Raw genomic sequence first — 26,035 nt, 5'->3', positions numbered from 1 at the left:
CTCAAGATCAGTAAAGTAATACTGCAGAGAATGTGACAGAAAAAAGGTTCTTACGGCGGGGAAATGCGAAAGGAGCAAAGAAAATATAACTGCAAATTTCTTCAAAATTTGAAGTAAAATTGAAAATGGAGAGCAAAAGATGCAAAAACTTCTACACGAGGGAGTGGAAGTCGAAACATCAGTCGATGGCTTTACTGCCGTTGATTTTCCTGAAGTTACCGCCGAAAAACAGGAACGCAGACATCCGGTCCATACAGTCGTTATCACGCATTTCGAACTGGCCCGGATGATAGAACGAGTAAACCGCCGCTTTGTGAGCTTGCTAAAAACCGAGCTGACGAAGTTGGGCGTGGAAGATATCGGCCCGGCCCAGACCCTGGTTCTGATGGCTATCGGCGATGTCGAGCTCACTGTGGGTGAATTACTGGATCGCGGACATTACGTCGGTTCCAACATTTCCTATTATCTTAAACAGCTTACCGATGGTGGGTATGTTGATCGTGTCGCCTCGCAGAGGGACAAACGGTCTGCCCGTATCCGCCTGACGGACAAGGGTGAGCGGCTGTGTGCAAGCTTGCGGAATGCAAGCCGGGCCTACAACCATATCCTCACTCGCGATGATGACGATCTCAGAAATCTCGAGATCGCCTATCAGACTCTGCACAGACTGGAACTCGTGTGGGGTAACGCCGCACGATTTGGCATTTGATATGTTGCGATGCTTTTCGGCCACTAGCCGAGCACGTTTCGTAACATGCGTATAGCATTTGTGCACAGGCGCGGTTTCGGCCAGTTTGCTGCTTTAGCCGAAAGTCTGGCTACCAGCGGACATGATGTAAGCCTGATCTGCGAGACAGTGGACCGTCGCCTCCCAGCGGTCCGCGTCATCCGCCACAGAGTGGAATCTGGTCCTCGTACCGGCGGTGCGATGGCCAGATATCTCGAAGTACCCGATCATCATACGAGGATCGGGTACCGTGTGGCCGAAACCCTGGAAACCATGGCTCATCAAGGCCAGGCGCCCGATATCGTCATCGGTCATATTGGTTGGGGCAGCATGATGTTCGTCAAGGACGTGCTGCCCTCAGCACCAGCTCTTGGTTATTGCGAGTTTTTCTACCGTGCCAATGGTGCGGATGTAGGATTTGCGCCCGGCGACCGACCAGACATCGAAACTCGCAAGCGTCTGCGTTTGCGCAACATGGCCCAGCTCGTCACCCTTGAAGGAATCGATGGTGGGTTTAGCCCGACACACTGGCAGAAAAGCCTCTACCCGCGTTCCGTGCAGAATCGCATCGCCGTGGTGCACGAAGGGGTGGATACAAAACTCTTCTATCCAGACCGTCACGCCACGATTCAGCTACCCGATGGACGCACGCTGAAGGCAGGAGAATCGCGCGTGATTACATTCGTCGCACGCGATCTCGAACCCTATCGTGGATTTCCGCAAGCACTCGAAGCCGCTGCCAAGGTCGTTCGGCAGAACGATGATGCGATCTTCGTGTTTGTCGGCGGTGATGGCGTCAGCTATGGAACGCCGCCGCCCGGTGGCGGATCGTGGCGCGAGCATCTGGTCAAGAATTTGGATCTGCCGCCGGATCGCATTGTATTTCCTGGTACAATTCCGCACGCCCAACTCCGTAAGCTCTACCAGATATCCACCGCACATATTTATCTGACATATCCGTTCGTCCTGTCCTGGTCGGTGGTGGAAGCGATGGCCTGCGGCGCGCTTATCATCGGTTCGGACACGCCGCCTGTTCGGGAAGTGATCCGCTCAGGTCAAAACGGGCTGCTCGTGCCGTTTTTTGACTCGGATGTGTTGGCGGAAGTGATCATGAATGTCCTTCGCGATCCCGATGCATGCCTCCAGATGCGTGCAGCCGCACGCCGGACAGTCGAAAATCGGTTCAGGCTGTCGGATTGTTTACAGCAGCAAAAAACCTTGATCGATGCAGTATTGAACGGGAGATAGTCAGTATGTGGCGACAATCGGGCGTGCAAACAGTGATACTAAAATATAAAATGCCGTATTTCTGCGTGTTTACGACGTAAACGCAATATATATGCACATTGTTTCAAATTTTGAATTAAACTTGTTCCAAATATTCGCAATATTATCATATAGTTGATGCTATAAGGCTGTTGACAATACATTGACTGTATTTTCTCATTGCAAGTGCAGGCCGAGACTCCCAAGTCGGCCATCACACAATGGATGATTATGTTGAGCACACCACTTCCTGCGATCTCGGCGCGGAAATCCCGCCGATATGCCATTGCTTCGATGCGTGATCGTGAAGCGCTGGAAGCGACGTCTCTGGGCGGGCTGACCACTTTTGTTGAAGGGGATGGAAAACGTCTTCGGCTGGCGAATACATTTCCGCTCATCGCGATTGCTGCTTCGCAAGAGGGCGAGGACGAACTGAAGACGGTTCTGCAACAGGTTTATCGTCTGAGCACCATTCCGGAACTTCCCGTTGTGCGAATCGACGATGCGACGGCGGAAACCGTTCCCCTGCTGGTCACCCAACTGCTTGAGAGCAGTTTGGATCGCCTTGTAGGCCACGTCAGCAAGGTTCACACCGAGCTCGCCATGCTGCGTCGCGAGCGTGAGACAATGTTTGAGAATTACCGGGCGATTGAAGACGCGTTTCACGCTCGCAACTGGGATTCCTCAACGGAAATCTTCAGCCATGCCCCTCTGGTCGACCCGAAGGACGAAGGCTTTGCGCGTCTGCTGCGCGAATCGGAGATCGAACAGCTTTTCCCGGTTTCGAGCTATGCCGTTTCCGGTTTTGCCCTGCATTTCCGTGAGTTGCCTGCTAATCGCAATGGCCAGCTGATCGTTACGCTGGACTATCTTGAAAACGGTGAAGGGATCGCCGAATGGCTGGTGCCTTACGGTGCGCTGCATTCGGAGTGGAACTTCTTCTCGCTTCCGAAGGCGTGCGATGGCAGCCATCGGACATTGCGTCTGCGCATCTCAGCTTCGGGCGGGGTTCCACCAGAATTGTCGTTGGGCAATGTGATCGCCAATGAGCGTTATGCGGCGCGTGCGCGTATTCCACATGCTGATCTTGACATGCGCCCTCTGGCATTGCGGATTTTCACCGGCCTGCCGGGCGTCCGTCCGGCATCGCTGCCGAATGCCATTGTACCGACTGCGCTGATCAATGGCCGCAAGGTTGATGATTACCGTCTGCCCGTTGAATTGCTGCGTAACGTGGCCAACGTGTCCGTCACACCTATTACGCCCGACTTTCCGACTGTGCGGTTTCTGGAACATGAAGATGCCATCGGCTGCCATCCGCTTGAGGAGGGGGTCACCGCAGCTGCAATCCGTCGTGTGGTCGCGCCGGGCACAGTACGAGTTTCAGCGCGGGCTGTGATTGATCATCCCGAAGGCCAGCCCTGCGCAGTGGGACTGCTGCTGGTCAATCTGGCGTCGGATGTGAAGGAAGAAATCGATGCGATTTCCAGCCTCGACCGCCGCCGCCAACAGGTGTTGTTCAGCGGCTGGTCGGAAGTTGCACCCAATCGTCCGATCGACATCAACTTCATGCTTGAGGAACCGATCGACCGCACGATGGATCTCGTCGTCCTGAGCAAAGCCGCAGCAGGTTCCGTGGATTTTTCCTGGCTCAAAGTGTTCAACTTCCGGCTGGTCAAGCACATTGAGGCGCGCCCCAGTCAGGAAATAACCAAAGAGGCCGCGAATGTACGATAGGTCGAAAGATTTGATCGTTGTCGCCATGCCACTCTATGGTCATGCGGCGCTGGCTCTCGAAGCGCTGGAAACCGTTCTCGCGTCAGAAACGGTTTTCCGCACGCAGATCGTGGTGTCCGTCGATGGTGATCCGCGCCGCGAAGTGTTTGATAGCCTGACGCTTTATGCGGCGGCTCATCCAAACATTCACATCATCTTCGGCGAGAATGCAGGGCCCGGCGGGGCGCGCAATCGTGCTGTCGACTATATTCTCGAAGAGATGCCGGATGTTAAAGCGGTTTATTTCGTTGATGCCGACAACCGGGTACAGCCCCACACCATCGATACGCTCTATCGCAAGCTTTTGGCGTCGAATGCGGGCTGGGTTTACACCAATATCGATACCTTTTCGGTCAACTGGCGCGCTCATTATGGCGACAGCTATTCGCGCCTGATCCACTGCATCACTGATAATATCTGCGATACCGGATCGATGATTTCTGCGGAGGTTTTCCGCAGCGGTGTCCGTTTTGATGATGATCGTCAAAATGGCTTTGAAGACTGGGAGTTCTGGCTGTCCGCCATTGAGGCAGGCTTTGTCGGTGCGCCTTGCCACGATACCGGCTTCGAGTATCGCCTGCGCGCGGAGAGCCGTTTCAAGGAAGCCAATCGTGACCGCTCCGGCTCAATCAGTTTCCTGCGCAAGCGGCACAAGGCGCTGTTCCGTCGCCCGACGCTTGTGGGTTTCGAGCATGAAGAATGTCCGCGCTATGGCGTGATCCGCGCAGGCGAGGGGACGGTCAGCCTTTTCACCGACCTCAGCCTTGGCACCTCAGATCTTAAATTTGATGATGCCATTCGCGCCTTCTGGGGCAGTGTGTCCGAACCGGACAATTTTCACTTTCCGCCGTTTCTAGCCTCTTCGAATACAGAGACATTGAAACTTCTGGCGCGTTCACGACTGTTGCCGAATATCCTGTCGCGGCTCGAAAAGCTTTCTGAACAGGCCAATATCGTCTTTGTGGAACTCACCAATGTCGAAGACGAGCGGCGCATCGATACTGAGATCATGCCTTCCGGCACGCGCCAGCCGCACGCTGATCTGATTTTCGTCTCGACGAAACTGATCAAGGACATCATCGAAAACGATGCGCTGGATTGGTTCGCATCATTGGGCACGCAGCAATTGTGGCCCACATCAGCGCGGATGAAAGTGCGTTTCCCGTTCCCGCGTGTGCGTCAGCGCCGGGCCTTGTCACGGCCTGAACAATCGATGCTCAATCTGGTGACGTCGATTGCGACCAGCCCGCTCAAGCAAAGTGCGGCCATGCGCTGGACATGGCGTCCGCGTCGCCTGCCCGCACTTTCTGAGATGTATCAGGTGCTGCGCAATGAACTTGGTGGCGGGCCGGTGCTGCCACTTGCGCATAATGCAGCAAGGAAGAAAACGGCTGCCGTTCTGGTGCCGAATGCCTCGTTCGGCGGGGCGGAGAAGGTTGCTTATGCCGCCGGGCGTGAGTTGAAAAACCAAGGATTTGAAACCCACCTCTTCGTGCTTGGCAATGAGCGGATGGATGTGCTGGACGAGTTCGACCAGTCCTTCGACTACCTGCATTTCTGGAAGGATGGCATTCCCGCCTGGGGAGACACAAATCGCTTCTTGGGGCAGGATTTTATCACCGACGATCATCCGCTTGATTGGGGCATCCTGCGTGGCCAGCTTTCAGGATTCGACCTTGTCGTGAACAATCACGTCATGGCGGCGCATCCGTTGATGGGTAAACTTCGCTCTGAAGGCACGCGCACCGCCTGCTATCTGCATGTGGTGGATGAAACGGTCTTCCGCCGCCAGGCGGGGCAGCCCTATGCCGCGATTGCCTTTGAACATGCCTATGATGCATTCCTGACCTGTTCGGATCAATTGAAAATCTATCTGCACAGCTTTGGCGTGCCGTATGAAAAAGTGTTCTCCGTGCCAAACGGAGCTAGTTTTTCAATCGATACAAAACTGCGTGCGCAAGTCACCGCAGCGCGCAAGCAAGGCCGCAAGGGCGAACCGATGCGAATGCTCTATATGGGGCGTCTCGATCGCCAAAAGGGTATCGACAGGCTGCATGATGCAATCGTCAAGCTGAAAGAGCAGGGTATTCCCTTCGAAGCGCAGGCAATTGGCGGCGAAATCCTCTCCGACGATCCAAGTGCCTCTTGGATGACGCGCCTGAAGGATGCGGGTGTGAAAGTCTCGCCACCAGTCTTTGACGGCAAGGACATTGCGAACCATCTCGCATGGGCTGATGTTCTCTTGATGCCATCGCGCTGGGAAGGTGCGCCGCTGATGATTGCCGAAGCACAGCAGCTTGGCTGCGTGCCGGTTGCGACGGCGGTTGGTGCTGTCGATGAGCTGATCAATCATGGCCGCGATGGCATTCTCATCCGCAATGGCAACGATGCGCAGATCGTCTCCGACATGACGCGCATTCTGACCATTCTTGCGCAGGATCGCGAAGCCCTGATGCGAACCGCTGAAGGTGCGCTCGCCTCCGCTGCTCACCGCACATGGAGCTCGGCTTTCTCCGAATTTACCGATTGGGCGAATGAAATACGCCCCGCTTATCCGAAATCCCGGTCTTCCCAGCCGGATGTTGCAGATGCTGCCAGCACGATCGCCGCTCTTCCCGGCCGTGCAGTTGCCTGATTATATCAGAAAGGTCGACCTATGAGCCGCCCAACCAATCCAAGAATCCTCGTCACAGGCATTCCGAGCCATCTGACGCGCCTTATCCAACGTGCGGATAAAGCGCAGGTCCATTATTCGGAAAAACAGCGGGATTCCGAATCCAGGGATAATTTCATCCAGGAGCTGAAGAATATCAGCAATACTGGCAATTATCTGATCGGCGAAGGTGCGATGACGGCGCTTCTGCCGAGCGCCAAGCACATCCCGTTCTGGCATCTCTATAATTGCGTGAACAATGGAACGGGTCTCGAAGAGGTCAACAAGGATTTCGATATCTGCGTCTTCACCTGCGCAAACCTTCTGCGCAAGGGCCTGTCCGCAGATGCGGAAGCGCTTGTTCTATCCAAACTTAATATGCCCGTCGTCATGCTCGGCATCGGCATCCAGAACCGTCCTGACATTGAAGGCGAAGACGGCCTGCCAGCGGGCACGAAGAAGCTTTTGGAAGTACTCAAATCCCGCGAGCATTATTTCCTCACGCGCGGTGAAAATGCTGCCGGATATCTCCGCGATCAAGGCTTTTCCTATGTTCGTCCGGTCGGCTGTCCGTCGCTCTATTTCCGTCCGGATAATATGCGCAAGGCGATCAGCCGTCTGCCCGATGTGAAGGTGGGCGAGGGCCGTACCGTTTTCACCGGTTATATGGGGGCGGAACTTGAAACCATTGGCGATATGAACGCGCTGAGTTCGGATGACGGTCGTTCAGCCTATGTGGTTCAAGATGAGCTGCTGCACTTCGACATGCAGCTTGAATCCGATGCCAATGGCCGCGCCTACGATTCCACAACCGGCGAACTCGTCGGTCCGTTGACCTACAAGGGCTCGGACGATCTCAAGAAGAAGATCAGCGTTCACGCCTTCCTCGATACTAATCAATGGCGTGCCTGGTGCTCGACTATGGATTTCTCCTTCGGTCGTCGTTTCCACGGCAATGTTATTTCCATGCAGGCTGGTGTGCCGAGCCTGATGGTCGCTGTCGATGATCGTATGCGAGAGATGCTGAATTTCTCCGGTCTGCCGAAGATCGACGCGCGCGATCTCAATGCGGCCAACGATCGGAGGGCTTTCGTGAGCGACCACATCGCCGCGATGAATATCCCCGAAGTCATCGAAAACTACTCGGCGCGAGAACGCAATTTCCGAAGCGTGCTTTCAGAAATCGGCATTGGATAACTCCCAGTCCACCTCGGTCTGAAGCAGGCTTCAGATTTTTATTGTTCGCATGTCTTTGTCCCAAAACCGGTTCCCACTTTTGGGAGACATGCCTTAACTCCAGCGAAGATGGATCACCATGCGCATAATGATCACCGGCATCCCGTCCTATTTGATGCGGACCGTCGAAAGCGTTTCAGGGGCGAGTGTCAAGCATCGCCCCTATTTCGAACCCATCCGCACGAAGAAGGATGTGATCGATCAGGTCAAGAAGATTGCCAATACGGGCAATTATCTCATCGGTGAGGGTGCAGCTAATGCAGTGCGCGGCCATGATGTGACCTATGTGCCGTTCTGGCATCTGGCCAACAGCCTCAATTCACCGGATACCTATGCGAAGCTCAACGAAAGCTTTGATCTTTGCCTGTTTGCCTCAGCCAATCTTCTGCGGCCCGGCTATGCGGCAACGACGGAATCCTTCGTCTTTGAAAAGCTGAACATGCCGATTGTGGTCATGGGCATCGGTATTCAGAAGAAGGAAAATCTGAAAGCGGAGTTGCCGGAAGGTACGCGCCGTTTCCTCGAAATTCTGCGCCGCAAGGAGAGCTTTTTCCTCACGCGCGGGCATTTCACCGAAGAGTTCCTGAAAGATGCGGGCATGAAATATGTCCGTCCGACGGGCTGCCCATCGCTTTATTATGCGCCGGATCAGATGAAGCTCTCGCTGAGCCGCCTTGCCGATCCCAGCCTTGCAGACGCGCAGAAAATTTCCTTCGGCGGCTATCTTGGCAGTGTGGCGGATACGATTGTTGATGCCCATGCACTGCTCGAAAAGGACAGCGTTGCAAGCTATGTCATTCAGGATGAGGTCATCGTCTACAACATGAACATGGCGGGTGAAGATCATTCCGAAGCCTATGATCAGGCCGCAAGCCGCATCACGGCGCCGGTCGATTACAAACACATGGAAAAATGGCAGCGCAAGAACGAGCTGCTGGTGTTCTTTGATACGCACAAATGGCGCAGCTGGATTTCCAGTCAGGATTTCGGCCTGAGCCGCCGTTTCCACGGCACGATCATCGGAATGCAGTCGGGTGTCCCGGGACTGATGATCGCTGTCGATGATCGCATGCGCGAAATGCTCGGTTTTGTTGGCTTCCCGCATATCGATGCGAGCGTCTGGAATCGCGAGCCGCAGAAAAAAGCCTATCTGCGCGACTTCCTTTCCAGGATCGATGTGCCAGCGGCCATCAATCGTTATTCGGAATGTGAAGCCAATTTCAACGGCGTGCTGAAGGATATCGGTATCCGATGATGGAAACCTGCAAGAGCATCGGGAGTGGGGTGGTGGCAGCGGTGGCGCTTTTAGGCGGCATGTTGTTAGCAGCCCAATCTGAGAGCGCTTTTGCCGATACGCGCTTTGGCGTCAACAGGGTCAACATGGCCTGGCTCAAGCCGGCAGAGCGCGAGCTGATTTTCAATCAGATGATTGAGAACGGTGTGGTGGCGGTTCGGCTGTCACTCACACGACCGCTCGATCAAAGCATCGATGCCGTACGCCTTGCCCATGAAAAAGGCCTCGCTATTCTGCTCGAAATATCGCTCAACAATGCAGACTTCTATCCTGAAGGAACGAAGCCCCGTTCCGGGCGTGGGCGTATCTGGGACATGTATCGGCTTTCCGACATATCCCCCGAGCACTTTCAGCAGGTAATGGGTGCCGCCTTGCAAAAGATTGATGCGCTGGGGGTTCCGCTCGTTGCCATTGAACCCGGCAATGAGATCAACTGGGGTGCTTATAATGGCGATCTTGCCATTCTGCCCAAGGAAAAGATGAAGACTGCCCGCTCTTTAAGCGAGATGGAGGAGATTCCTCTGGTCGAAAAAGGCGCAGAGAAATACGTTGAACTTTTGCGTATTGTCCGGGCAGAGCTGGCGAAAACCAAGCATAGCACCGAGGCAAAGGTTGTATCTGCGGGTTTGTCCGACATCCCCTTCATCGATGCCGACCGGCGCGGAATCGACACTGTCGAACCCGCCGCCTTTACTGATCTTCTCAAGAAGTATGGTTTGGATGGCGCTGCAGACGGCTACGGCATTCACATCTATCCGGGCAGCAGTGGCACGCGGGCCGCACGTGCAAAGCACATCAGCAATGCGCTTTCGTTCTGCGGTGGGGCGGATGGCAAGCCTTGTTGGATCACGGAATGGGGCTTTGCCAATACGTCCAAGGCCTGCCCGGCCAATGACAATAATCGCGAACAACTGGTCGAGAAAGCACGCGACCGTTTTCGGCAGATGATGGATAGCGGCCAGATCGCAGCCGCTTATTATTTTGATTGGGATGCAAGCACTTACGGTGTGTGGCGTTGCGGTTCGCTAACGCCAGCCGGTAAGGCTGCAACGGTGACGAAATGAAACTCAAGACTGTAATCATCGGTGGTTCAAACACCGTCATGCTGCCCGGCTATCTGCCGACGCTTTTATCGACGATGGCGAAACGCGGCGTGGAACTCGACATCGTCGCTGATCTCGCGGTTGGGGGCACGACGAGTGCTCTTGGCCTTTATCAGCTCAAGCAGTTCGAACAGCTCGAAGAGTGTGAGCTGTTGCTGATCGAATATGCGATCAATGATGCCTTCGTTTATGGCGATGAACGGCGTCCATTCCGTCATTGGGCACGGTTTTACGAAGGGATCATTCGTTACGCGCTTGAGCGCAACCCAAACTTGCGTATTGCAACGCTTGTGTTCGGCGCACGCAATGGCTCATTTCTGAATTCCGTTCCCTCTATTGATGCAGGCATCAACTACATTTCGCAATGGTATGGAACGATCTCAGCCGATGTCTCGCGAATGCTGATGCAACAATATGGCCGTGATGTCGTAAGCAATCCGGCTTTCTATCTCGATCAGGGTCATTATGCGCGCCCAGTTTCGACAACCATCGTTGCGAACTTGATTGCAGATGTTCTCGAACCGGCCTTGTCTGTTCCACATCGTCCAAAAGCGCTGCCGTTCGCTATCGACCCGGACCATTTCGCCAATGCACGCGCTTTGAGCGGCGAGCAGCTTTGCAAGCGGCTGGGGCGCGTGCCGGTCCAATACAGCAATCGCCGATTCTCGATTTCGGCTCTCGATCTCGGTTCAGACAGAATGCGCTTTGAAGTTGATAACGGACAACTGCTGGCGCTTGGCTATGTCTGTGATCCGCGCATTCCACCGCTCGATGTGGCGATGGGCGGGGAGGTGCATCGCGCGGCAATGATGAAGGGCGGCGTACGCGACGGAACTTACAAGTTTCTGGTTTCGATGCTGAGTTTCGAGTTTCTTTACGGCACTAAATTGCTGGAAGCACGCGGGAATGTGGCGCTTACTCTATCTGGTGCCGAAGAGGGCGTGGAACATAAGCTGCATGTTCCCAAAGATAGTGCCCATCACGAGGAACTGCCTGTGGAGCCGGTGCTTCCGATAACCGGCATCCTGTTTTCCGGCAATTTGAAAGTCATGTCGCTGGAGAAGAAGGCTGCTGTAAGCGCTGTTCTATCAGAAGCGGCCCAGTAGCTGTTATTCTACGAAAATGTTGACGCTGGCGGCCCGTCCGGCAGCGTCGACCACGGTCAACGTCGAATATCCGGTTCCGTCCGGTTGCCAGTTTGTTGTCCGCCGCCGCTCAATCTCAGCAATGGGCTTGCCATTGGCAAGCCAGCGAAACGGTGCGCGTCCGCCCTGTAATTTCAGCACCAATGGCGAGGCATTATCGGTCAGGGCTTTCAATTCGACATGCGCGCCATCAGGTGGAAACACGATGCGCGGCGCAGGCTCAATCGTGGCTTTGAGAACCGGCAGCGGATCGCTCGCAGACGAAAAGCGTATCTGCGTTACAGGAAGATCGGCGCGTGCTGTGCGAAATGCGCCAGCAGGCGCACGCGGTAACGGCACGGAAACAACGCCTGAGCGCACAAAGGCTTCAAACAGGATGGGTGCTGCCGAAACATAACCGGCAAGGCCCGGCACCGAGCCACCATCGGCACGCCCGACCCAGACACCCAGCACATAACGCCCGTCATAACCGACCGACCATGCATCACGATATCCATAGGACGTGCCGGTCTTGTAAGCGAGGCCGAGGCGTTTAGCACCCTGCGGCGGCACGACACCGGCCAGAATATCGCCAATCTGCCACGATGCCTGCTCGGTGAGAATAGGGGCCGATGGCTGCACCGGCTCTGAGCCTTCGGTGCCGTCACGAAGGGCTGCACTGCGACCGCCATTGGCAAGGCCTGTATAAAGCTGCACCAGATCGCGCAGGCTGATGCCCGCACCGCCAAGTCCGATGGCAAGGCCCGGCGCTTCGCCTTTCGGCAATTGGAGATTAACCGCCGCCTGACGAATACGCGCGGTGAGCCGTGCTGGACCGACTGCATCGAGCAGGCTGATGGTCGGCACATTCAGCGACATTTGCAGCGCCTGGCGGATGCTGACATCGCCCTGATAGCTCATATCGAAGTTACGCGGACGATAACCCGCAAAATCCTGCGGGCGGTCCTCGATGATGGTTTCCTGCGCAATCAGTCCCTGCTCGAAGGCCAGCCCATAGATGAAAGGTTTTAACGTTGAACCCGGCGAGCGCACGGCGCGGGTCATATCGATCCAGCCCTGCCGCTTGCCATCGAAGTAATCAGCGGAGCCGACTTCGCCTAAGATATTGCCGTTGCGACTGTCGGCCAGCACCATGGCGACCGATACTTTTGGCCCAAGCTTCGCAGCAGCTTCGCGTGCCACAACTTCAAGCCCAGCCTGCACCGACTTCTTAAGCGTCAGCTGATGCCGGGCCTCGGTCGGCGCCTGTTTCAAAGCGAGATCGGCAAAGTGAGCGGCCAATGAAGGCAAGGGATGACGCGTCGCGGATATGCGCTCACGCGATGCACGCTCGGCTTCTTCGCTCGTGAAAACATCAGACGAAACCATGCGTTTTAGAACGCGATCCCGCGCAGCAACCGCGTTCTCCATCTCGCGATCCGGGCGGCGGCGCTCCGGCAATTGCGGCAAAGCCACAAGAAGCGCTGCTTCCGATATGGTGAGGCGCAGCGGCTCCTTGCCAAAATAGGCTAATGATGCCGACCGTACGCCTTCCAGATTGCCGCCATAGGGCGCGAGTGTCAGATAACGTTCGAGAATTTCAGATTTGCTCAGCCGTCGCTCAATTTGAACTGCACGCGCCAGCTGCCGGAACTTGGAGCCGAAGCTGCGGCTTTCGCGCGGTTCTATCAGGCGGGCAAGTTGCATGGACAGTGTGGAGCCGCCGGAAACAATACGAGCACTCCCTGCAAGCTGATAAGCGGCACGCAACAGCGCCCAGCCATCAATACCGCCATGATCGTAGAACCGCTTGTCCTCATAGGCGATCAGCATTTTCACGAATTTCGGATCGACATCCTCAATCCGTGTATTGAGCCGCCAATAGCCGTCCGGCGTTGCATAGGCGCGGAGCAAAGCGCCGTCACGATCCATGACTTCGATGGAAATGGTCAGCCGTTCCGGCAAAGGCGGAGGATAAGCGCGGTCGAGCCAGTCAAGCCCAGCAACCGTTCCTACAGCGGCGATGCCGAGAAACACGGCACCGCCAATCACTATTTTCCACCGCCTTTTCATTCGTCTGGCCGCGCTATGGCGCGGCCACCTCCATCATGCCCGTTGCCGTGCGCGCTGCAAATTGCGGACGATACATATCCTCAACCGTTGCCGCCGGATGCGTGTAAAGACCCGGCGTCACCGCACGCACCACATAAGCGAGTGTGATCGGCTTCTTCTCGCCTGCGGAGCGGTCGAAAGCAGCCACGAAACGATCATTGCGGAATTCGAGATGGGCCGCTTGCGTGCTTTCGAGCCATGAGAAATTGCCAAGATCAGCGCTGGAAACAAGGCCCGGATTGTCGATCTCAAAACCGGCTGGCAGCAGATCGGTCACAAGCAGACGCGACTGCCATTCCTGCAGATCGTCGATTTTCAGAACAACAACATAGCGCTCATTCTGGTTGACGCCGGTGACATTGGCCGGTTCGCCATCAAGCGTATAATAAGTGCGCTCGATGTTGAAACCTTCACCACCCGCAGGCAGTGACTGAGCGGGTGCAGCAACAGCCGTGACGACCGCATCGACCGAGCCTTTGCCGATATTTGTGACGACGAGAGGCTGCGCTTCAAGGGCTGCACCATTGAGGCGCTCGGAGAACGCACCTTCATGCGCGGTGCCATTGATGTCGAGGCTGATTACACCACTGTCATCCTGAAGCCCACGTGCTGCAAGCAGCATCCATGCCTGATCCTGCGTGCTCAGATAACGCGCGCGCTCACGTTGGAACTCGACCAGCGTAATCAGCGACGGCAGCACTTTCGGCGCAGGCTTGGTTTCCGCAGCAAGCGCCAGCATGGCCGCACCGTCACGCAGCGGCGAACCATAATCGGAGCGGTTATAGTCGTAGCTGGACTGGTTGGTTGCAAGCTGGAGCGACGCATTGAACACTCGTTCCGAGCGCGGCTGATCGCCATAAAGTGCTAATGCTGCACCCAGCTGGGCGACGGCCATCGGGCTTGCGAAGTTTTCGAGCTGGGTATCGGCGAAGTAACGCAGATCGCCAACAGAAGCCTTCTTGTTGCGGGAGAGAACATAAAGCGCATAGGCAATGTCGTTGCCACGTTCCTTGACGTCGGTGGTATAGCCGAGCGCATTTTGCAGATTAGAAAGTGCGGACAGCATCGCCTGCTGCGGCACGTCATAACCCTTTTCGCGGGCACGCGTGAGGAAGTCGGTCACATAGGCGTCCATCCAGAGATCGCCCGACCCCGGCGACCACAGGCCAAACGAACCGCTTGAAGACTGGTTGTTCAGCACGCGGAAGATCGAATCCTGTACGCGCTTCTTGAGCTCTTCCTGACTTTCCAGACCCGCTGCGGCTTTTGTGCCTGCCGCCATTTCGCTCAAATAGAGCAGCGGTAACGCGCGGCTGGTGGTCTGCTCGGTGCAGCCATACGGATAGCGGTCGAGCGCCATCAACAAAGCTGGCACATCAAATGCGGCACTTCGCGTCACACCAACGCTGACAAAAGCACCATCAAGCAGACTTTCAGATAGAAGGCCGCCATCGACTCGCACACTTCCGCCATTGGCCGTGAGATTGACGACATGGCGGCTCGTGACCGGCAGATCGACCGGACGCACCGGCAATGCCAAAGCCTGTTCAACATTGAGACCTGCATCGTTGGAAAGCCGGATCGTCACACCACCGGCACCCGTTGCCACAGCATTGAGCGGAACGGTGATCGACTGTCGTTTGCCACCTTTAAGCGCGATGCTTTCAGGGTAGGAGCCAACCTCGACACCGAGATTATCGGTGGTCTCAAGGCTCACACGATAATCGCCGTCCGGTGCATCCGTATTGGCAATATCGAAGCGGATATTGGCCTGATCGCCAGGGGCCATGAAGCGTGGCAGACCAGCGGTGATGACCACCGGATCGCGGATGATGACATCGGTCACCGCATGGCCGACTGCCTTCTTGGTCCATGCAACCGCCATGACGCGCGCGGTGCCGTTGAACTGCGGTATGTCGAAAGTGACTGTTGCCTTGCCGTCGCTGTCGAGTTCAACCGGACCGGAGAACAGCGCAACCAGCTTTTCGGTGGGCGGACTGCCTTCGGCTGCCATATTGCCACCATCGCCACCTGTGCGCAGCTTGCCGGTGACACCGAGCGAGCCATCGATCAGGCGACCGTACATATCGCGCATTTCAAGGCCCAGCTGACGCTGGCCGAAGAACCAGTTTTCAGGGTTCGGCGGTTGATAACGTGTCAGATTAAGAATGCCGACATCGACTGCCGCGACCATGACATAGGCCTGTTCGCCACCCGCATTTTCAACCGAAACCGGGATGGAAAGTGTGGAACGCGGCGCGATCTTTTCAGGCGGGGTCAGCTTGACTGCAAGCTGCTTGTCGGCAGGATCGACTTTCAGCCATTTAAGACCAATCGCACGCGCAGGCATACGGCTTTCAATCGCCTCACCCGGACGGAACAGCGTTGCCGTAACATAGGCGCCGGCACCCCAATCCTCACCCACCGGAATATCGATGGTCGTACCACTTTCCGGCACGCTGGCGGTGATGGTCTGGAGCAGCTTTTCTGCACCAATGGTGATGAGCAACTCACCGGCAAAACGCGGGGAGATTTTCAGTTCTGCCGTGTCACCCGCCGCATAATGTTCCTTGTCGAGCGCGATTTCCAGCCCGTCCGGCGTTTCGGTCGAGGTTGAGCTGACAAACCAGCCCGCATCGAATTCATAGCTTGTGGCCGGACCCGAAGCATCAGCTGTTTCGATTTCCAGACGGTAACGACCCCAATCGACCGGCAGACTGATTTCAGCCTCGCTATCGGTTTTAAGGTCAATCTTGCCGTTGGCAATCGCCTTGGTGAAAGTGACCGGCTCGTAGTTCCAGCTGTTGCCACTGCGATACCACTGATAATTACGCTCGATCTTGACCAGCGACCATTGTGCGCCATCAAGCGCCTTGCGATCACCCTTGCTGTCAGAGGCGATCAGGCTGAACTTTGCAGTGCCACCCTGCGGAACTTCATCGCCAGCGAAATCCGGACGAATGCCGATGAGATCGGTTTCCGGCTGAATGGCAACATCGATCTTACGCTCAACCGCACGACCGCCGGTTTCGCGCATACGAACGGTGACGGCTGCATTGACGAGACGCGTCGTTGACGGCATTTCATCGACTGCAACCGGGAAAGTCGCCTTGCCGTTGTCATCAACCTTCGACAGACCATCGAGCGGCAGACGTGTGGCTTCGCCCTGTTCTTCATCGGCGAGGCCAAAATAATAGCCCTTGAAGCGGTCCCACTGGCGTTTGGTCGAAAGCGTGACTTCGCCTTCAAGCGCAAGACCGGCGGCTGGCGCACCATAGAGGAAACGACCGTCCACGGTGATACTGGCGGTTTCGCCAACAGCGATTTCCGGCTTGTCAGACCTCAGATCGAACTCGATCCGGTCCGGCACGAAATCTTCAACCAGGAACATCTGCGTGGCAATCGCTGGTTGCTTGGGATCGGTATAGACCGATACAGACCAGGTGCCGCGCATGGCGTTCGACGGCAAGGTCAGGTCGATGGCATGACCACCGGCCAGTTTGCTGTCGGAAACGAGACGGCGATCTTCCACGCCATCGGGACGCGTGAAGATGAAGGTGAGCGGCAGATCTTCAATTGCGGTTGCGGTGTCGTCACGCGCAAGCGCGCCTACATGCACAACTTCGCCAGCGCGGTAGATACCGCGCTCTGTCCATGCATAAAGATCAAGCGCTTTCGGCACGGCACGGCCCGTCACACCACGATCGGAAAGATCGAAACCGGCGCGCGCCATATCGAGGAATGTGAAATCCTCATCATGCTGACTTGCCATCAGCACCGCTGGCACCATGCCGTCCGTGCCGCGTGTCAGTCCCGGCGTAAACGTCGCACGGCCATCGCTGTCGGTGGTCGCTTCGCCCAGCACTTCATTGTTGCGTGCAAGCAGCGTCAGCTTCACGCCTTTAAGCGGCTCTGCGCTTTCCAGCGAACGGGCAAACACATTGATGCCGTCCTGTCCGGTATAGGTCGAAAGGCCGATGTCGGAAACAACAAACCACTGCGTTGCCTTGGTGCCATATTCGTCATCGGACTTCTGAACCAGAGGTTCAGCGGTCAACACATAGACGCCGGGCTTGCGTTCCGGCAGTGCTTCATCAACCGGGAAACTGGTCGTTGCTTCCTTGTTCAGCTCATTGCCTGCAACCTCGATTTCACCTTCCCAGACAGGCGCACCCATCTGATCGGAAACCGTGCTGATGTCGTAGCTGTCCAACTGGCGCAGGAACTGGTAGCCGGAGAGAAGCTGTGCCAGCGAACGGTCGCCGACGCGGTAGAGCTTGACCTTGGCTGCACTCAAATTGACGCTGACCAGCGGAATGCCGCGACGGGCTTTCGCAGGCAGCACGAAGCTGTCGCCGGTAAAGCGCACCGATGGCGCGCGGTCCTGCACATAGATCGAAAGATTGACCGGAGCTGGTAGCACTTCGCCAACAGCCGATGGCAAACCCTGACGAAAAGTCACCGTATAATTGCGGCCATGTTCCAGACCCTCGACGCAAATCTGGCGGTCCTTGGCGTCAACAGCTTTTGGCGCGCCATTATCGAGTGTAACGAAGCTCGAATAATCGACACCGCTTTTCACCAGTTCTTCGGAGAACTGCGCGCAGATGCGCGGCGCGGCATTATCATTATCGACCGTATTATTGACGATGCGGAAGCCTTTGCGGGCTTTCAGATCTTCATAGACTGCACGAACAGATGCGGAATTGACGAGATCAAGGCTCGCTTCATAAGCCTGCAAAGCCGGGCGCGATGCATCGCGCTTTTCCAGTGCCTGCGCCATGACGGCAAGCGCTTGCGCGCGCTCATCCTTGGTGCGTGAGGTCTGGTAGGCAAACCACGAGGCCGACGTCGCATCGCGCTGGAACTTGGAACGTTCCTGACCGTTGGACGGCTCGGTCGCAAGCGCTGCAAGCGCATATCCGGTCCAGATTTCGCTTTCATCCGGCGACATGCTGGCAGCCAGGCGGAACTTTTCCATTGCCGTGCGCGGATCGCCATTTAGGCCCGCTGCACCTGCTTCATTTCGCAAAGTGCGCAGGCTGTCGGAGCTTTCAAGGCCATTGATTGCGCGCTTCAGACGACGGGCTTCGTCAATCAGATTGGCGGCGAAGAACGAGATGCTGGGCGGAGCGCCAATATCTTCTACTTCGCGGGCTGCAGCGGATTGCGTGACGACCTTACCCGCAATAGAGCCAACGGACTGATTGAGCTTGTTGAAATCGGATTTCAAGAAACACCACTTGACCTTCGGATTATAGGTGAAGGCGAGGCATGCATTGTCGCCCAGACAAATGTTTTTGCACTGGTCGAGCGAGACATTCTTTTCCGTACGCAAGTCGAAGCCGAAATAATCGCTATCTTTGGTGATCTCTATCCGCCGGGTTTCGGCCGCTTGTGTAGTGTGTGGAGCTGCCGACAGGCAAGCTGTGACTGCAAAGGCCCAGAAAAGCCGGTTGAAACCAATAAGCATTTGCATCCCCTCACGACGACCGGTGCCATTTCCAATTCTATTAGAAAAGGCGAAAAGAATCCGGCTCATGTGAAGCCTCACCGCGACAAACTGTCAAGGCGAATAGGGATTATCTACAACTATTAGGATAAGTTTAGGGAATAATACGCTCTACGAGGTAAATGCCTCGCAGAGCGTGCACGGGTAATCTAGATGATCCCACCATTGGCGCGCAATATCTGGCCATTTACCCATGCACCGTCGGGTCCGGCCAGGAACGCAACCACCCCTGCAATGTCTTCCGGGGTCCCCAGACGTTCGAGCGGGCTCATCTTGGCCATGCGTGCGACCAGCTCTTCGGATTTTCCATCGAGAAAGAGATCGGTCGCAGTGGGGCCGGGCGCAATGGCATTGACGCTGATGTTTCGACCGCGCATTTCCTTGGTCATGATCGCCGTCAAGGTTTCGACTGCGGCCTTGGTTGCGGCATAAACACCGTAGTTTTCCAATTTCAGGCCGACGACAGTGGTGGAAAAATTGATAATACGCCCATTGTCGCGCAGTCGTTTACCAGCCTCCCGCATGGTATTGAAGGTGCCCTTGAGGTTGACCGAAACGAGCTTGTCGAAATCTACGTCCTCTGTTGTGGCGAGAGGCGACAGGGTCATGATACCGGCATTGTTGACGAGAACATCCACGCCGCCGAAAGCGTCTTCGGCCGCATCGAACATTCTCTTTACTGCGGCAGGATCGGCAACATCAGCCTGTGCTGCTCGCGCAATGCCGCCCGAAGCCTCGATCTTGTTGACGACGGCGTCGGCGAGAGCGGCATTGCCTGCATAGTTAACGATGATAGTAAAACCGTCGTGGCTCAGTCTTTCGGCAATGGCAGCGCCAATGCCGCGCGATGCTCCAGTGACGATGGCAACCTTGTTTTTCATATCGGACATTGTCTGCTCCGTTCCGGTGGTTTGGGTTTGTACAACCCACAGCAAGATCGCACTTTCCTAACACCGTTTAATCCGGCATTATTTGTCATTACTATCCGAAAGTAGCGAACAATCAGATGGACCGGTTTGATGCGATGCGGGTTTTTACCCGTGTACTGGAACGACGCAGTTTCACATTGGCGGCGGAAGATCTAGGGATCCCGCGTTCAACCGTCACCGACGCGATCAAGCAGCTCGAAAGACGATTGGGCACGCAATTGTTCTTGCGCACTACGCGTCACGTTAATCCAACGCTTGATGGTCAGGCCTATTATCAGCGCTGCATAGAAATCATAGCTAGTATCGAGGATGCCGAAGGCGGATTTTCTGGCGCAATGCCGAGAGGTTTGCTTCGGGTGGAAGTGCAGGGCACGCTTGCGCGGCATTTTCTGCTACCGGAATTGCCAGCTTTTCTGGAAAAGTATCCGGATATTGAACTTTATATGACCGAGGGCGATCGGTTCGTTGATCCGGTTCGGGAAGGTATCGATTGCGTTCTGCGTGTGGGTCTCCTGCAGGATAGCGACATGATTGCCCGGCGTGTTGCGATGCTGGATGAGGTTACCGTCGCATCTCCTGCCTATCTTGCACGATTTGGGGAACCCCGACATCCAGATCAACTGACTGATGGCCATCAGATGATCGGCTTCCGAGCCAGCGGCAGCATAGCCCGTATGCCCCTGGAGTTTATGGTCGACGGCAAATTGCGAACAGTGACGATACCGGCTCCGGTTTCGGTCAATGCCGCTGAAAGCTATACGGCTGCGGCCAGCTTGGGCCTTGGGATCATTCAGATACCTCGCTATCATGCGATACGACATATTGCGGATGGAAAATTAGTACAGATACTCCACGCTTATCCGCCCAGCTCCTCACCGGTATCTGTTGTATATCCGCGCGATCGGCAACTTTCTCCCCGGGTCAGGGTATTTATCGACTGGATTGCCATGATACTCGCCCGTCAGAACAATTGAGGCCGTTAACCCCTCATTAAGAATTTGGAACAAGATGGCTTCTTACGTGTTAGAATAGAGCCTGCAGAAATGCAGAAAGCACATCGCTACGCACCACGGGAGGGAGGGCAGAGATGAGCAACATTCTATTCTGGACCGCTTTGGTAATCGTTCCTGTGCTTCTGGGCACTGCCTACGCTTATGTGCAATCGATACGGCATAGGGACGACTTCTAGAACGCAAGCATAGCTGACGGAAAGCTGCTCTTATCTTGAAGCAGGCGAGTGGTCGCGTGCTTCAAGATAATTCTATTGCATAGAATTTTGTATCGACAGCCATCCGCGGAAAATCTTCCGGTAAATCTGTATGGGAGATTTCCACGAAGCCGTTCTTTTCATAAAACCGATGTGCGCCCAGAAACTTCTCGGTCGTTCCAAGCAATACTTTGGTAACGCCTCGTTCGTGAGCGTGCGAAATGAGCGTTGCAAGCAATTTGTGCGCAGTACCGAATTCGGAACCGCGATAAGCCTTGGCGACAAACATTTTCCGCAAAGCAGCCTGACCTTGCCCTATATCCTTGAGGGCTATGGTGCCGACGATGTGACCATCGGCTTCGGCTACCCAAAATTCACCGCTTCCCTGACGATAGAACCCCTCCACGTCTCGTATATCAGGTTGGTCGTCTGCGCTGATCGGAATGTCGAACTCGCATTGTTGTATTGGCAAGATTACAGCAAAAACACTGTCCGCGTCGCCCGTCTGGAATGTTCTAATTCTGATCAAGTCCGCTTTGCTCGTCATTGTGCTGCCGTTCATCTCGCCCGCGAATCTACATTGATTTAATTGTTAATGAATCCGCTTCTCGGATTCTGGGTCAAGAGACGTTCAAATCTGTCCGGCTGACAGGGGTTTCGTAGATAAAGCTAATATTGGGCTCTTTTAGAAGGTTTCGATCACATTCAGTTGGTATTCGGTTGCTTACACCAATTTCAACCAGAGCGCGCTGTGTGCGGTAGCGTGTGAATCCCCCTATTCAGGGGGGTCAAGGCGAATATATGAGCAAAATTAGCAGTTTACGCTATAAAATATATTTCATACTATTTTACTCGGAAGAAAAGGTGTCATATTTTGGTAATCGATATGGTTGCTTTGAACTTTTGATTATCTTTGTTTTGTGGAAGTAGTTTCACTTTTGAAGTGATATTTTACGTTGCCTAATGAAAGAAAATACCCTTCTATTGTTTTGAGTGGAGCACTGCAAAGAGCTGAGGGGTTTCAATGCATTGTCGCAACATCGGCTCGCGCGCCATCCGTTTTCTGTCCAGCACAGCGCTCATATCCTTAGGAACGGTTTTGCTACAAAGCACTCCCGGCATGGCTGCATGTTCGTTTTCGCCGACGCTAGGTGATGACACATTCATTTGCGACAGCGGCACATCTCCCGGCGGTCTTACCGACCTCAATGGTAACAATACATTGCTTTTGCCGACTGGAGGGACAGGCACCGTCAGCGGAGATGTAGCGTTCGGCTCCGGTGTGGACCGCGTGGAAGTCCATTCCGGTTCGATTGTAGGGAATGTCAATCAGGGCGATGGTCTCAACAGCTTTCTCATTACGGGCGGAAGCGTTACAGGCAATGTTCGTCAGGGAAATGATATTGACGAGTTCCGTATAACGGGCGGCGAGATTGGTTCGCTCAATCAGGGTAACGGATACGACCAATTTTTTATGTCGGGTGGACGTATCGTCGATGCCTTTGACGATGGCGATTATGCAGTGATGACGGATGGACGCATCGGACGCGTCAATCTCAAGCTAGATGATAATTATTTCAACATGTCTGGCGGAACAATTGACCGCAACCTGATTGCCGGACTTGGTAATGATACGATTATCGTTTCTGGCGGTATGATCGGCGGCAATATAAGCATCAGTAGTGGAACCGACAGTGTAACCATGACGGGCGGCACGGTTGCAGGTGATGTTCTGCTCGGTTTCGGTAATGATCAGTTTTCATGGAGTGGTGGCGGCATAATCTATGGGAAGATTGATCTTGGCCCGGATAACGATACGGCCGTTCTTGCCAACCTTACCGATGCCAATATAGGCGCTACTGCACGGCTTAGCGGCGGCGAGGGGAATGATGTTCTCACGTTCAATAATGTGAAAACAGGAAAAGTCTCCCGTTTTGACAGCTGGGAAACAATCAACCTTACTGACGATACGCGCCTTGTTTTCGACAGCGCTCTTACGTTGGGCGACGCCGGAACGGGAACGGGGACGCTCAATATCGATGCGACGAGCACCGTCTATGGCGGTGCTGCAATGGGTAGTGTGAACCCGTTCGCAGTAAGCCAACTGGCTAGTGTCTTCAACGCCGGGCGTATTGACCTCACCAATGGAGGGACGAGCACTACTGACACATTTACGATCAAGGGCAATTACGTCGGGCAGAACGGTCTTCTGTTTTTAGATACCGTTCTGGCTTCTGATGGCGCTCCTTCGGACAAGCTTGTGATCGATACAGGTGTTGCATCAGGTAACACCGCCATTGCGGTTACCAACGCGGGTGGGGCAGGCGCTGCAACAAATGCGGACGGCATTATGGTCGTACAAGCATTGAATGGTGGTTCCACCAGTCAGAATGCTTTTTCGCTGAACGGTCGTGCTGCTGCCGGTGCCTACGAATATTTTCTGTTCAAGGGCGGGGTAACGGCGAATACCACCGAGAACTGGTATCTGAGATCAACTTTGGTTCGTGGAAGCGAGCCGCCTGCTTCGACGGGGGGAACATCCGTTTCGCCGGAAGAGCCCGAAACAACTGCGCCGCCACCCGCACTCGAGCAGCCTCCAGCGGCTTTGCCTGTCGACCCGGATACAGAAACGCCGGTAACAGAAGATGCTTCTGCTCCCGATGCGCCTCCACCTCCCGTATCGGCGGAGGCTCCTAATCCACCCGACAATACGACGGGTCAACAACGGAATGTTGTCCTTCCATTCGACGGAGCAGTTCCGCCTTCACCTGGTGCAACGAGGGTTAAGGGCGACGTGATTTCTCTCTATCGCAAGGAAGTGCCGGTTTATTCAGCATTGCCGCCTGTGGCGTACCATCTGGCGCTTTCTACTCTCGGTACGTTTCATGAACGTCGTGGCGAGCAGGATTTGCTGAAAACTGCCGGATATCTGCCTGCGAGCTGGGGCAGAGTCTTCGGGCAGGATATTGATATGAAATGGCGAGGAACGGTTGCACCGGGTCTCGACGGAAAGCTCTTTGGTATTCAGGCGGGACAGGATATTCTGGGTCGCGAAACGGATGGCGGACATTTTGACCGTTTCGGTCTGTTTTTCGGTTATGCCCGCGCAACAGGTGATATCACCGGGCAAGCGCTCGGCTGGAACGATCTCGCTGTTGGCGATCTCGAAGTTACGGGTACGAGTTTCGGCGGGTACTGGACTCATATCGGGCCGCAAGGCTGGTATCTCGACGCCATACTTATGGGAACGTGGTTCGGTGGTGATGCAACCTCGAATGAAGGTCAGAGTATTGACCTCGACGGGCATGGGGTTACGGCTTCGCTCGAAGGAGGCTATCCTGTCGCCCTAAGCGAAAGCTGGACACTGGAGCCGCAGGCGCAACTGATCTGGCAGCATCTCTCGCTTGATGATCAAGCTGATCGTTATTCCTCGGTAGCGTTTGATACAGATAATGCGTGGACGGGCCGGATCGGGTTCAGATTGCAGGGTGAACAAGAAACTTCGGTCGGGAAATTACGGCCATATCTGAAAGCCAATCTTTGGCAGAATTTTTCATCGGATCAGACTGTGCGTTTTGCCACCGATCCGATTGTGACTGATCTCAAGGGCACATCGCTGGAACTGGGTGGTGGGCTGACCTTGGATATTACCGAGAAAGCCAGTTTGTTTGCGACTGCGGACTACACGACCAATCTTGGTGGCGAACGCAACCGGATATGGGAGGGTAACTTGGGGCTGAATATAAAATGGTGAAGGCAATGGCGATCGGAGATGATCGCTGTAATGACAGAGGAGGGAACAACGGTAATGGGTAGACGTGCATACGAAAAGCTCGCGAGAATCTGTGCATCCCTAAACACATCCGAGCAGGAGCTGGCCCACTCTCTCGGTATTTCGCGAGTTGCGCTGAAAGCGATAGATCGCACTGATGCGCCGCTTTATCTTCGATTGGCATTGGCCGCTTTGGTATCGGAAATGGATCCGGATCAAGTGCTGAACTCCAAACGAGGGAGTTCAGAAATGGAAGCACCTCGTCAGCTCTTGTCGGTGAGGTGATCATCAAAAGTTATGGGTTTCAAAGGTGTTGTGGTGGCAAAATCTTTCGCCTTGCTTCTTTTGATTGGACTGTTCTGTTTCCCGCAATTGGCTGCCGCGTCCTGCACGCGTGCAGCCGGTGCTGCGGATATGATGACGCAGCGCCAGCTTTCGGCACTGCGCGCGCTGGAACGCAGCCGTGGTTGCAAGGGTGGCGACGAACGCGGCGGTTTTTTCAATCCTTGCCGCGATCTTTCTCAAAGAATAGCTGAAATACAGCGGCAGCTTTCATCCAGTTCGCTTTCTTCCCGATCATGCGTAGAGCAACCGGCTGCCAGTCCGGCAGCAAAAGTGAAACTTGACCGTCCCAAAGTTGCGTCTGTCGCAACGAACGACAAGCCATGGGTGCCGAATGGTATCAAAGGCGCCCTGACTTATTGTGTGCGTTTGTCGGATGGTTATCTTTTCCCAGCTCCGCATTCACAGTTTCAGAAGTCCGACAGCGTGACGGAAACAGTGGCACAATGCCGTTTTATTTGTCAGGGGGAGAATGTCGATCTCTACGTTCTGAATGATCCGAACGGCGAAACGGCCGATATGGTGTCGGTCTCGAACGGTAAGCCCTATGTCGAGTTGTCTACCGCATATAACTATCAGGGAAGCGGTGATTTCAGAAGATGCAACTGGGCCGGTTATGTCGACAAGATCAGTGAGCTGCGGGCCAGTAGCAAGGGCGGTCGCGCGCTCAAAAATGTCGTTGTTCCCATGCCAAATGCTCGACCGACTCGTAGTGATGACACAGCTGCTTCAGCGGCGTCTTTTGCTCCCATAACAGACCGTAGTGTACGTGTTGTCGGCCCTGCCTTCATTTTTGATGACGGCGCGGGAAACATGAAGCTTACTGCACACTGACGGTGATGCACCAAATCCTCAAGTTCAATTTGAATGAGACGTGTCGCGATTGGGACTGAGCCGCTCGCTTTCCGTCTGTAACCTCCCTGAAACGGGCGTTGTCAATTTGCGTCCGGAGACCATCGATCATTGCATTGTTTGAAATCTG

The 26,035-nt window shown here is 54.9% G+C and carries 15 protein-coding genes; 11 read left to right on the top strand and 4 right to left on the bottom strand.

Features of this window, described 5'->3' with window-relative positions; genetic code table 11:
- Positions 1-139: 139 nt before the first annotated feature.
- The 8 genes from FG152_RS14410 (at position 140) to FG152_RS14375 (ending at position 11,161) form a co-directional block, all read left to right on the top strand.
- Complete coding sequence (locus tag FG152_RS14410) at positions 140-709, top strand: MarR family winged helix-turn-helix transcriptional regulator (protein ID WP_010658636.1); 570 nt, start codon at positions 140-142, stop codon at positions 707-709.
- Between the two features lie 45 nt (positions 710-754).
- Complete coding sequence (locus tag FG152_RS14405; protein WP_151576816.1) at positions 755-1,975, top strand: glycosyltransferase family 4 protein; 1,221 nt, start codon at positions 755-757, stop codon at positions 1,973-1,975.
- Between the two features lie 249 nt (positions 1,976-2,224).
- Positions 2,225-3,730 (top strand): DUF6212 domain-containing protein, encoded by a 1,506-nt coding sequence (locus tag FG152_RS14400; RefSeq protein WP_010658638.1) that lies wholly within the window; start codon positions 2,225-2,227, stop codon positions 3,728-3,730.
- Entirely contained in the window at positions 3,720-6,404 is a 2,685-nt protein-coding gene (locus FG152_RS14395) for a glycosyltransferase (protein WP_036578861.1), read from the top strand. Before FG152_RS14400 ends, FG152_RS14395 begins: the two co-directional genes overlap by 11 nt.
- 21 nt (positions 6,405-6,425) lie before the next feature.
- The gene (locus FG152_RS14390; protein WP_010658640.1) at positions 6,426-7,619 is read left to right on the top strand and encodes a polysaccharide pyruvyl transferase family protein; all 1,194 of its coding nucleotides are present in this window, start codon (positions 6,426-6,428) and stop codon (positions 7,617-7,619) included.
- A gap of 118 nt (positions 7,620-7,737) precedes the next feature.
- Positions 7,738-8,913, top strand: coding sequence for a polysaccharide pyruvyl transferase family protein (locus FG152_RS14385; RefSeq protein WP_036578860.1), 1,176 nt, complete (start codon positions 7,738-7,740; stop codon positions 8,911-8,913).
- Complete coding sequence (locus FG152_RS14380; RefSeq protein ID WP_010658642.1) at positions 8,910-10,016, top strand: hypothetical protein; 1,107 nt, start codon at positions 8,910-8,912, stop codon at positions 10,014-10,016. The genes FG152_RS14385 and FG152_RS14380 overlap by 4 nt, the downstream gene beginning before the upstream one ends.
- Positions 10,013-11,161: a hypothetical protein gene (locus FG152_RS14375; RefSeq protein WP_010658643.1), complete on the top strand. Its 1,149-nt coding sequence runs from the start codon at positions 10,013-10,015 to the stop codon at positions 11,159-11,161. The genes FG152_RS14380 and FG152_RS14375 overlap by 4 nt, the downstream gene beginning before the upstream one ends.
- A 3-nt stretch (positions 11,162-11,164) precedes the next feature.
- Here FG152_RS14375 and pbpC read toward each other — a convergent pair whose 3' ends face one another.
- The 3 genes from pbpC to FG152_RS14360 form a co-directional block, all read right to left on the bottom strand.
- Complete coding sequence (pbpC, locus tag FG152_RS14370; RefSeq protein ID WP_036563451.1) at positions 11,165-13,252, bottom strand: penicillin-binding protein 1C; 2,088 nt, start codon at positions 13,250-13,252, stop codon at positions 11,165-11,167.
- Between the two features lie 13 nt (positions 13,253-13,265).
- Complete coding sequence (locus FG152_RS14365) at positions 13,266-18,770, bottom strand: alpha-2-macroglobulin family protein (RefSeq protein WP_010658645.1); 5,505 nt, start codon at positions 18,768-18,770, stop codon at positions 13,266-13,268.
- 182 nt (positions 18,771-18,952) lie between these two features.
- Entirely contained in the window at positions 18,953-19,693 is a 741-nt protein-coding gene (locus FG152_RS14360; protein ID WP_010658646.1) for an SDR family oxidoreductase, read from the bottom strand.
- Between the two features lie 116 nt (positions 19,694-19,809).
- Between FG152_RS14360 and FG152_RS14355 the strand changes: the two genes are divergently transcribed.
- On the top strand, positions 19,810-20,706 hold the full coding sequence (locus FG152_RS14355; protein ID WP_010658647.1) for a LysR family transcriptional regulator: 897 nt from the start codon (positions 19,810-19,812) through the stop codon (positions 20,704-20,706).
- 276 nt (positions 20,707-20,982) lie between these two features.
- On the opposite strand, the gene FG152_RS14350 is transcribed toward FG152_RS14355, so the two are convergent.
- Positions 20,983-21,501, bottom strand: coding sequence for a GNAT family N-acetyltransferase (locus FG152_RS14350; protein WP_226622724.1), 519 nt, complete (start codon positions 21,499-21,501; stop codon positions 20,983-20,985).
- A 462-nt stretch (positions 21,502-21,963) separates the two neighbouring features.
- Between FG152_RS14350 and FG152_RS14345 the strand changes: the two genes are divergently transcribed.
- Together FG152_RS14345 and FG152_RS14340 are read left to right on the top strand one after the other, a co-directional pair.
- On the top strand, positions 21,964-24,693 hold the full coding sequence (locus tag FG152_RS14345; protein ID WP_010658649.1) for an autotransporter family protein: 2,730 nt from the start codon (positions 21,964-21,966) through the stop codon (positions 24,691-24,693).
- A 435-nt stretch (positions 24,694-25,128) separates the two neighbouring features.
- Positions 25,129-25,887 (top strand): DUF2865 domain-containing protein, encoded by a 759-nt coding sequence (locus tag FG152_RS14340; RefSeq protein WP_235691741.1) that lies wholly within the window; start codon positions 25,129-25,131, stop codon positions 25,885-25,887.
- Positions 25,888-26,035: the final 148 nt, after the last annotated feature.

This window comes from Ochrobactrum sp. XJ1, assembly GCF_024701725.1.
Lineage (GTDB): Bacteria > Pseudomonadota > Alphaproteobacteria > Rhizobiales > Rhizobiaceae > Brucella > Brucella anthropi.
Note: the sequence above shows the minus strand (reverse complement) of the source record. Positions and strands in the feature narration are given on the sequence as shown.

Excerpts from the sequence above, each read along its gene's own strand:
- FG152_RS14410 (WP_010658636.1), top strand. The coding sequence starts at position 140 with ATGCAAAAACTTCTACACGAGGGAGTGGAAGTCGAAACATCAGTCGAT.
- FG152_RS14405 (WP_151576816.1), top strand. The coding sequence starts at position 755 with ATGCGTATAGCATTTGTGCACAGGCGCGGTTTCGGCCAGTTTGCTGCT.
- FG152_RS14400 (WP_010658638.1), top strand. The coding sequence starts at position 2,225 with ATGTTGAGCACACCACTTCCTGCGATCTCGGCGCGGAAATCCCGCCGA.
- FG152_RS14395 (WP_036578861.1), top strand. The coding sequence starts at position 3,720 with ATGTACGATAGGTCGAAAGATTTGATCGTTGTCGCCATGCCACTCTAT.
- FG152_RS14390 (WP_010658640.1), top strand. The coding sequence starts at position 6,426 with ATGAGCCGCCCAACCAATCCAAGAATCCTCGTCACAGGCATTCCGAGC.
- FG152_RS14385 (WP_036578860.1), top strand. The coding sequence starts at position 7,738 with ATGCGCATAATGATCACCGGCATCCCGTCCTATTTGATGCGGACCGTC.
- FG152_RS14380 (WP_010658642.1), top strand. The coding sequence starts at position 8,910 with ATGATGGAAACCTGCAAGAGCATCGGGAGTGGGGTGGTGGCAGCGGTG.
- FG152_RS14375 (WP_010658643.1), top strand. The coding sequence starts at position 10,013 with ATGAAACTCAAGACTGTAATCATCGGTGGTTCAAACACCGTCATGCTG.
- pbpC (WP_036563451.1), bottom strand. The coding sequence starts at position 13,252 with ATGAAAAGGCGGTGGAAAATAGTGATTGGCGGTGCCGTGTTTCTCGGC.
- FG152_RS14365 (WP_010658645.1), bottom strand. The coding sequence starts at position 18,770 with ATGCAAATGCTTATTGGTTTCAACCGGCTTTTCTGGGCCTTTGCAGTC.
- FG152_RS14360 (WP_010658646.1), bottom strand. The coding sequence starts at position 19,693 with ATGTCCGATATGAAAAACAAGGTTGCCATCGTCACTGGAGCATCGCGC.
- FG152_RS14355 (WP_010658647.1), top strand. The coding sequence starts at position 19,810 with ATGGACCGGTTTGATGCGATGCGGGTTTTTACCCGTGTACTGGAACGA.
- FG152_RS14350 (WP_226622724.1), bottom strand. The coding sequence starts at position 21,501 with ATGAACGGCAGCACAATGACGAGCAAAGCGGACTTGATCAGAATTAGA.
- FG152_RS14345 (WP_010658649.1), top strand. The coding sequence starts at position 21,964 with ATGCATTGTCGCAACATCGGCTCGCGCGCCATCCGTTTTCTGTCCAGC.
- FG152_RS14340 (WP_235691741.1), top strand. The coding sequence starts at position 25,129 with ATGACGCAGCGCCAGCTTTCGGCACTGCGCGCGCTGGAACGCAGCCGT.